At 55.2% G+C, this 7,347-nt stretch carries 8 protein-coding genes; 7 read left to right on the forward strand and 1 reads right to left on the reverse strand.

Annotated features, from left to right (window positions below; translation table 11 throughout):
• Positions 1-118 precede the first annotated feature (118 nt).
• From mobH to B059_RS0118195, 7 genes are all read left to right on the forward strand, one after another.
• A complete protein-coding gene (gene mobH / locus B059_RS19770; protein ID WP_081601700.1) occupies positions 119-2,155 on the forward strand; it encodes a MobH family relaxase in 2,037 nt (678 codons plus the stop codon).
• Between the two features lies 1 nt (position 2,156).
• Positions 2,157-4,217: a type IV conjugative transfer system coupling protein TraD gene (traD, locus tag B059_RS0118170; RefSeq protein WP_018079647.1), complete on the forward strand. Its 2,061-nt coding sequence runs from the start codon at positions 2,157-2,159 to the stop codon at positions 4,215-4,217.
• A gap of 25 nt (positions 4,218-4,242) precedes the next feature.
• Positions 4,243-4,932, forward strand: coding sequence for an IncC plasmid conjugative DNA transfer DtrJ family protein (locus B059_RS0118175; protein ID WP_211206944.1), 690 nt, complete (start codon positions 4,243-4,245; stop codon positions 4,930-4,932).
• Positions 4,933-5,029: 97 nt separating this feature from the next.
• Positions 5,030-5,407, forward strand: coding sequence for a type II toxin-antitoxin system RelE/ParE family toxin (locus tag B059_RS0118180; RefSeq protein ID WP_018079649.1), 378 nt, complete (start codon positions 5,030-5,032; stop codon positions 5,405-5,407).
• A complete protein-coding gene (locus B059_RS0118185) occupies positions 5,388-5,723 on the forward strand; it encodes a helix-turn-helix domain-containing protein (protein WP_026177641.1) in 336 nt (111 codons plus the stop codon). Before B059_RS0118180 ends, B059_RS0118185 begins: the two co-directional genes overlap by 20 nt.
• 500 nt (positions 5,724-6,223) lie before the next feature.
• On the forward strand, positions 6,224-6,583 hold the full coding sequence (locus B059_RS0118190) for a DUF6232 family protein (RefSeq protein ID WP_018079651.1): 360 nt from the start codon (positions 6,224-6,226) through the stop codon (positions 6,581-6,583).
• 166 nt (positions 6,584-6,749) lie between these two features.
• Positions 6,750-7,067: a hypothetical protein gene (locus B059_RS0118195; RefSeq protein WP_018079652.1), complete on the forward strand. Its 318-nt coding sequence runs from the start codon at positions 6,750-6,752 to the stop codon at positions 7,065-7,067.
• 8 nt (positions 7,068-7,075) lie between these two features.
• Here the strand turns inward: B059_RS0118195 and B059_RS20605 are convergent.
• Positions 7,076-7,347, reverse strand: a 272-nt coding sequence (locus tag B059_RS20605) for an IS30 family transposase (RefSeq protein ID WP_157273638.1), incomplete at its 5' end; no start/stop codon positions are given.

Consider the following 7,347-nt stretch of genomic DNA (forward strand, 5'->3'; position numbering starts at 1 on the left):
GAGGAAATTGAATGAGCGCCCTAGGAAAACACTAAACTACGCAACACCCGCCGAACGATTTCACCAATCCGTTGCGTCGATCGGTTGAATCCGCCGGCTGCTCATTGCCGCTGGAGCCTTGGGAGTAGGAGGCGTATGGGTTGTTTGGCGTTTTGCCCGCCAAACCGACCACGCGGCGCCCGACCATTCAACGCCATCCAGTAGCGATTCTAGGGCAGCCAACCATATCAAGGTTCTCCCTGGCAAAGCCGTCCTGGATCAGCTCAACCTTCAAGCCTTGGTCGATGGATGTCGTGACCGCATGGGATTTGACTACACCCTGTTCCATCAAGACTGCATGCCCGTCATCGAGCGGGCTGCGGAATGGACTCAACTGCTACCCGCCTCGGAATCGCACCATCACGCGCAGCCCGGCGGCCTGATGACCCATATGATGGAGTCTGCAGCACACGCGCTACGCTTCCGGCAGGGCTATCTGCTTCCGGTCGGAGCAGCCCCCGAGGAAATCCCGGCTCGCAAGCACCGCTGGACTTACGCAGTGTTCCTGGCCGCACTACTGCATGATATTGGAAGGCCTATGGCCGATATCAATGTCCAAGTTCTCCGATCGAGAAAACCTTGTGGCAAGTGGCAGCCTCTTGCTGGCTCGATGCTGGATCAGGGGTTGACGCATTACACGTTGAATTTCGAGATCACGCGGGATTACGACCTTCACAAGAAACTGCCCATCGTGCTGTTCCAGCGGCTCGTCCCTTCCCATGTTCTCGCTTGGCTTGCCGATGACGTACAGCTCATGGGGGATTTGACGAGCTACCTTTCGGGGGACGATCAAGACAAGGGTGTGCTGCGAGAAATCGTCACACGTGCCGACTCCGAGTCGGTCAAGAACAACCTGATGCAGGGACCGCGCACTCGCTTTGCCTCCGCCCGATCGGTACCTCTGATCGAGCGCCTGATGCAAGCCTTGCGCCTGATGCTGGAAGAGGGGCGACTGAGCCTGAATCGGGCGGGGTCCCATGGGTGGGTTTACGATGGAAAAATCTGGTTCGTGTCCAAGCGGCTGGCCGACGAGGTACGCCAGTTCCTGACTGAACGCGAAAGCGGGGAGGGCATACCAGGCAAGGATAAGAACGATCGCCTTTTCGATACCTGGCAAGAGTACGGTGCCTTGATCCCCACCAGTGAGAACCGTGCTGTGTGGCAGGTCATGGTCAGTCTCGATGAAGGGTGGGAACAAAAGCTGACCGTGCTGTGCTTCTCACTCGACAAACTGTTCCAGTCCCCGGTTCTTTACCCGGAAATCATGAGAGGCAAGATCATTGCCGGAAAACAGGATGCCTCATACATCCAGCCGCTCGATTTGGAATCCGAGCCATCTATTGGTTCCATGAGTGATTCTGGCGTTGAGCCGGCCACCAACCCATTGGAGGATCCGGCCAACCAGGTGTCGCTCGTCATACCGCAGCCCGATCCAACCTCCTCGCCGAACTCCGAAGACCAGCCGAAGCGAGCCAGCACGGCTCTCCCTCCCATTCGCCCGCCGGCACAGCCCAGAGCGGCCGCTCTATCTGAACAGAAGGGCGCGGTTGAGGAAGCAGGCTTTCTCGATGAAGATGACACCGCGATCAAACATTCACCGAAACCCAAGCCCCCTACTGCAGCAGCATTGAGGCCTGTTGCTCCGGCAGGGCAGACAGCGGCCAGGCCCAAGCCCGGCTCGAAAAAGAAGGAACCCACTGGTGCAGCCATGCGGTTCATGCGCTGGATTCAGGAGGGCCTCTCGGACGGCAGCATGTCGTACAACCGCGCGGACGCCATGATTCATTTCGTTGACGAAGGGATGATGCTGGTTTCCCCAGTGATCTTTCGCAAGTTCGCCGAACTGTTCGGGGAGGAGGGTGATGGCACGCCATCGGATCGAGCGGGGAGCAAGCTGGGGACCGGCATCCAGCGCCAGGTTACCAATGCTGGCTGGAATCTGGTTACCGGAGAGAAGAAGAGCAACATCCAGCGTTACATGGTGATCGGCGCCGATGGCGAGGGCAAGAACCTGATCTCTGGCGTGGTCATACTGGATCCTGTTCGATTCGTGAATCCACTTCCGCCGAATAATCCCTGCATTGTCAGGTTCGACAAACCAATCGAACACGTCTGACATGAGCTATCCCATCGAAAATCTATTCAGGCCCGCGGTCGAATACGTGCCGGCCTTTGCCTCGTTGTCCGGTGCCATTCTCCTGATGAGCGCTCACGAGTGGTTTTTCCTGCCAAAGGAGCTGATCGTGACAGCCGCTGCCGGCATGGTCCTGCATGCCGGCGTGCGACTGAGACAGGGTATTCGGGTATCCCGATTTCAGCGCAACCTTACTAGGCTGCCTAAGTACGTCATTCCTACCAGCGAAATTCCCGTATCGAAAAGCCGCCTTTTCCTCGGCCTTGGGTTCAAATGGGATCAACGCCATACCCAGCGCCTGGCGCTGGCTCGCGATCCCAAGAACCGTCGCTACATCACTCAATCCGGCCTGTATACCTGGGCGCGTCGCTTCGAATTCCGCCACGAAGGGCGCGGCGGCACCTCGGGCTGGATGGCGCGACAGACCAGGAAGGAAGCCTGGTGGAATCCGGTTACGCCATTGCCGCCTGTCGGCGGCGATCCGATCATTCACGGCCTGGAGCCGGACGAAACGGAAATCAGCATGGATCTGGTCGAGCGGCCCGGTCACATGGTTGTGCTGGGCACCACACGGGTCGGCAAATCACGCCTCGCCGAGGTGCTCATCACACAGGACATTCGGCGAGGCGACGTGGTGATCGTATTCGACCCCAAGGGAGATGCCGGTCTGATGACCCGCTGCTACATCGAGGCGGCCATGGCCGGGCGCGAGTTCTTCATGTTTCACTTGGGCTACCCCGACCAGTCTGCACGTTATAACCCGATTGGAAATTTTGCCCGAACCACCGAGGTCAGCACCCGTATCGCTGGTCAGCTCCCGGGCGAAGGACAGTCTGCCGCGTTCAAGGAATTTGTCTGGCGCTTCGTGAACGTGATCGCACGCGCGCGCACCACCCTCGGTTACCGCCCGGATTACCGCATGATTTATGAGGATGCGGTCAATATCGATGCCTTGGCACTTGAATACTTGCGCTTCTGGCTTGATCGGGAACAGCCCGGCTGGAATGAGGCGGTTGATGCCATCGAGATGGATAAGACCCAGATTCAGCAGGCAATGAAATCGGGACGGACGATGGATGCCATGAAAATCCTGCTGTTCGTCCGCGAAAATAATCTGCATGACCCGATAGCTGACGGCCTGGCTTCCATCCTGTCGAACGACCGCAGCTATTTCGAGAAACTTGTGTCCAGTCTCTATCCCTTGTTGGAAAAACTTACCACCGGAAAAACCGCGCAGATACTGTCTCCGCAGTACGACGACCCGACTGATCCAAGACCGATTTTCGACTGGATGAGCGTCATCGAACGCGGCGCGGTGGTCTATGTCGGGCTCGATTCGCTCTCTGATTACGAAGTGGCTGGCGCAGTGGGCAATGCCATGTTCGCCGACCTGACGTCGATCGCCGGCCAGACCTACAAGTTTGAGCAGGGCTACGGGCTGTCCACGGCCATCCCCAAGCGCAAACTGTCCATCCATGCAGACGAGTTCAACGAGCTGATCGGCGACGAATTCATCCCACTTCTGAACAAGGCTGGTGGCGCGGGATTCCAAGTAGCGGTCTATACCCAGACCTGGGCCGACGTGGAAGCCCGTATTGGCAACAAGGCGAAGGCCTCACAGATTGGCGGCAACCTCAATACCCTGATCATGCTACGGGTCAAGAACAAGGAAACCGCCGAAATTCTCACCGACCAGCTCCCGGATGTGCAGCTGGTCACCTCGATTCAGGCCAGTGCTGCCACGGACAGTTCAGATGATCGTGAGGTGTTGTCTTTCACCACACGGAACGAAGATCGGATCAGCACCCAGGAAGCCCCCATGTTGTCGCCTGCTGATCTGGTGCAGTTGCCCAAGGGGCAGGCTTTTGCGCTTATCGAAGGCGGCCAGCTCTACAAAATCAGGCTCCCTCTGTTCGACCCCGACGAAGCGCACCCCATTCCTGCGTCATTGGAAGACATTGCCGCGAGCATGCGTCAGAAATACGACACGCACGGCACCGAGACGGAAAATCTGGTCGTTGAAGGGAAGGGCAGTGGCTTCTAGGAATTCAGGTCTCTATGACAGCAATGTGGCAGTCGCCTTTCTGTGGCCATTGAAATGGCTTTTTGGGGCGCTCTTGCTATATGTCATGCTTGGCCTGCTCGCCCTCACCGCGGCTTTCCTGTTTGCCAAATATCAATGGTTGGATCCTGTGCAAGCTGCCGACGCTTTGTTCCAGTCGGAAACCGCACGCGTCAAAGAGCTTGTAAAGCCTGGAAACTACGCCGCCGGCCTTTCCACGCTGACCGAGCAGACCCAGCAGTGGACTTACTGGCTTTTTTTCAAGGCGACATCACTTCATGAAGCCACCTATGCCTATTTCTCTGGATATCAGGTCAACGAGGTCGACCGGATGTACCTCAGCCAGTTCGTTGCGCGCAATGCGCGGGAAATCTACCTGGCTATGAACGTAATTCAGATCTACGGGATCAGAATTGGCTTCGTGATGGCTGCGATCCCTTTGTTTTTCCTGTTGTATGTCCTGGCTGGCGTAGACGGCCTGACCGAGCGTTATATCCGCCGCGCGTGCGCAGGACGTGAATCGGCGGATCTGCACAAAATTGGACGCCTCGCGAAGCTGATGTTTTTTGCATCCGGGGTCACGCTGTATCTTTGCCTGCCGGTCGCAATGAGTCCGTTCTGGATCATTGCGCCGCTGGCGCTGGTTTTTACTGTGGCTACACGGGTTCAGTGGCAGTTTTACAAGAAGTATTTTTAAGTGAAAACCGGCTCCCAAACCCGCCACCTGTGCGAGACGGTTTGGGTGGCGCCAGATGGGCGCTTACCCTTTATTCCATTACAGGTATAATGCGTCCATGGCAGCACAAGACAAATCGCTCCTCTGGGTCGGGGGTTGCAAAAAAGACTTGATGGCCCTTCCTGCCGATGTGCGGAAGTTCTTCGGTCACGCCCTTGACTTCGCACAGCGCGGTGATCAGCACGACGCGGCGAAGGTGATGAAGGGATTCGGCGGGGCCGGCGTCCTGGAAGTGGTCGAAAACGACATCGGCGGCACGTACCGCGCTGTCTATACCGTGAAGTTCGAGGAGGCAGTGTTTGTCCTGCATTGCTTCCAGAAGAAGAGCAAGAGCGGGATCGCCACACCGAAAGAGGACATGGACATCATCCGCGCCAGGCTAAAGGTAGCCGAGGTGCTTGCGAAGGAGTTACGAAATGGCAAAACGAATCATTGATGGAATTGAGGTCGAAATGGGCTCGGGGAATGTCTTTGCCGATCTAGGTCTACCCAACGCCGACAAACTCAAAATCAAATCCGGTTTGGTGATTGAGATCACCAAAGCTGTGCACAAACTCGGGCTCACACAAGATGAGGCGGCTCGTCGCATGGGCATCACACAGCCGAAAGTGTCCGGCATGCTGCGTGGCGACTTTTCAAATCTGTCCGAACGCAAGTTAATGGACTGCTTGAATCGGTTGGGCTATGACATTGAAATCAAGGTGAAGCCTGCCGCTGAACCCCTTGGACATTTGGTGCTTGCTGTCGCTTGACCGCTGTACTGGCGATCTCCAGTAAAGCCTGTGGAGCTTGCCGAACGATTTGATTTCGAGTTCGTATGTACGCGGAGATATTGACAAATTGAAAGAATTTAGGTTTGATGGAGGCCTAGTAGGGTCAGGGATGTGGCCAGACGAGTCTACTTGAGCAGCGCGAACGCCCCTTTGGGGCTTTATCAAGACCCGATAATATGCACATAATGTATATTATGTAAAATTATTCATTTGAATGGTTACGCGCCTGGCTTGCTGTCGGGACAACGGAATTCCAGTAACCCCCTATGAAATTCCAGTAACCGCCCCCCCCAAAAATGAATGGCTACTGCTTACTTGTGTCACCAAGCTAGTTTCCCGAGCGAGCCGTTTCCTGGGGGGTACCTAGTGCTCCCGGGCGCTCGCTGCCCTCTTAGCAGGCTCTCTGACGTTCAGCTTATAATTCCAGCATCCTGAAAAAGACAGCCGGCGCATAAGAAAACAACAAGAAAGAATGGGGAATGGAAGAGAAAACTTTCTTTGAATATGAAGACGTAAAAGTAACAAACACGAGGTTTGTGTCTGGAGAACAAACGTTCGCAATGAACAATGTCACGTCTGTGAAAACCCACGTGGAACGCCCTAGTAGATTGCTTGGAATTCTTATCCTAATTCTGAGTGTTGGCGTGACGTACAACAATCCAGAAGTCGGCCTAGTCATGATGGCCGCTGCTGCGTACTACTTATACCGCCAAAAGACCACCTATCACCTTTTGCTCACCACCTCCGCAGGCGAGACAAATGCACTCAGGACGCATCAACTGGAATACATGACTCAGGTAGTTGGTGCGCTTAACCAGGCCATTATTTACCGCGGCTAGTAGCGTTTTAGCGTATTAACACGAGTCATTACTTCTGGATACTTCATGGCGCTTTCGATATTCACGCCATTCCTGATTTTTGGATTTCTGCTGGTTAATAAGACGCCTACGCGCAAATGGTGGATGACATTGCGCGTGGCTCAGGAAGTTGTTCCGGGTAAGTGGCATGAAAGATAAGAATCCTGCGGTATTCCCAGTTAGACAGTGGCGTCGTGTCGCTATGGCCCCCAGTGATTGGGGCGTAGAGATGAAGCAACTATTCCACGTTTGTGGGCGGGCCTTGGACCTGCGGGTTGTGGTGGGTGAGCAAGGGCAGCATGTGCTTGAAGTTTTGTGTGCAACCGACGATGAGCTCGCTCAGGCAGAAGCACTACTGCATCAGTCTGCTGCAGATGAGGCTTTGCGAAGAGACATTTACACCCAATGCAACAAGGAAATTGGCATGTTAGTTGATTCAGTTCTGAAACGTGCGACGGGAAAGTGATGGCGGATTCAACCGATCGACGCAACGGATTGGTGAAATCGTTCGGCGGGTGTTGCGTAGTTTAGTGTTTTCCTAGGGCGCTCATTCAATTTCCTCGCGATGGCATTGAGCTTGGCTTGCGAGTAGGTCGAAATATCGGTTCCCTTGGGGAAATACTGTCGCAGTAGCCCATTCGTATTTTCATTGGTTCCACGCTGCCAAGGACTCCGAGGGTCACAGAAATAGACCTGTATGTCCGTCGCCAACGTAAAGCGCTTGTGTCCGGCCATCTCGGTGCCTC

It is taken from the genome of Thiobacillus denitrificans DSM 12475 (assembly GCF_000376425.1).
Classification (GTDB): domain Bacteria; phylum Pseudomonadota; class Gammaproteobacteria; order Burkholderiales; family Thiobacillaceae; genus Thiobacillus; species Thiobacillus denitrificans.

Bases quoted from the DNA above. Each gene is read 5' to 3' on its own strand.
- traD (WP_018079647.1), top strand. From the start codon at position 2,157: ATGAGCTATCCCATCGAAAATCTATTCAGGCCCGCGGTCGAATACGTG.
- B059_RS0118180 (WP_018079649.1), top strand. From the start codon at position 5,030: ATGGCAGCACAAGACAAATCGCTCCTCTGGGTCGGGGGTTGCAAAAAA.
- B059_RS0118185 (WP_026177641.1), top strand. From the start codon at position 5,388: ATGGCAAAACGAATCATTGATGGAATTGAGGTCGAAATGGGCTCGGGG.
- B059_RS0118190 (WP_018079651.1), top strand. From the start codon at position 6,224: ATGGAAGAGAAAACTTTCTTTGAATATGAAGACGTAAAAGTAACAAAC.
- B059_RS0118195 (WP_018079652.1), top strand. From the start codon at position 6,750: ATGAAAGATAAGAATCCTGCGGTATTCCCAGTTAGACAGTGGCGTCGT.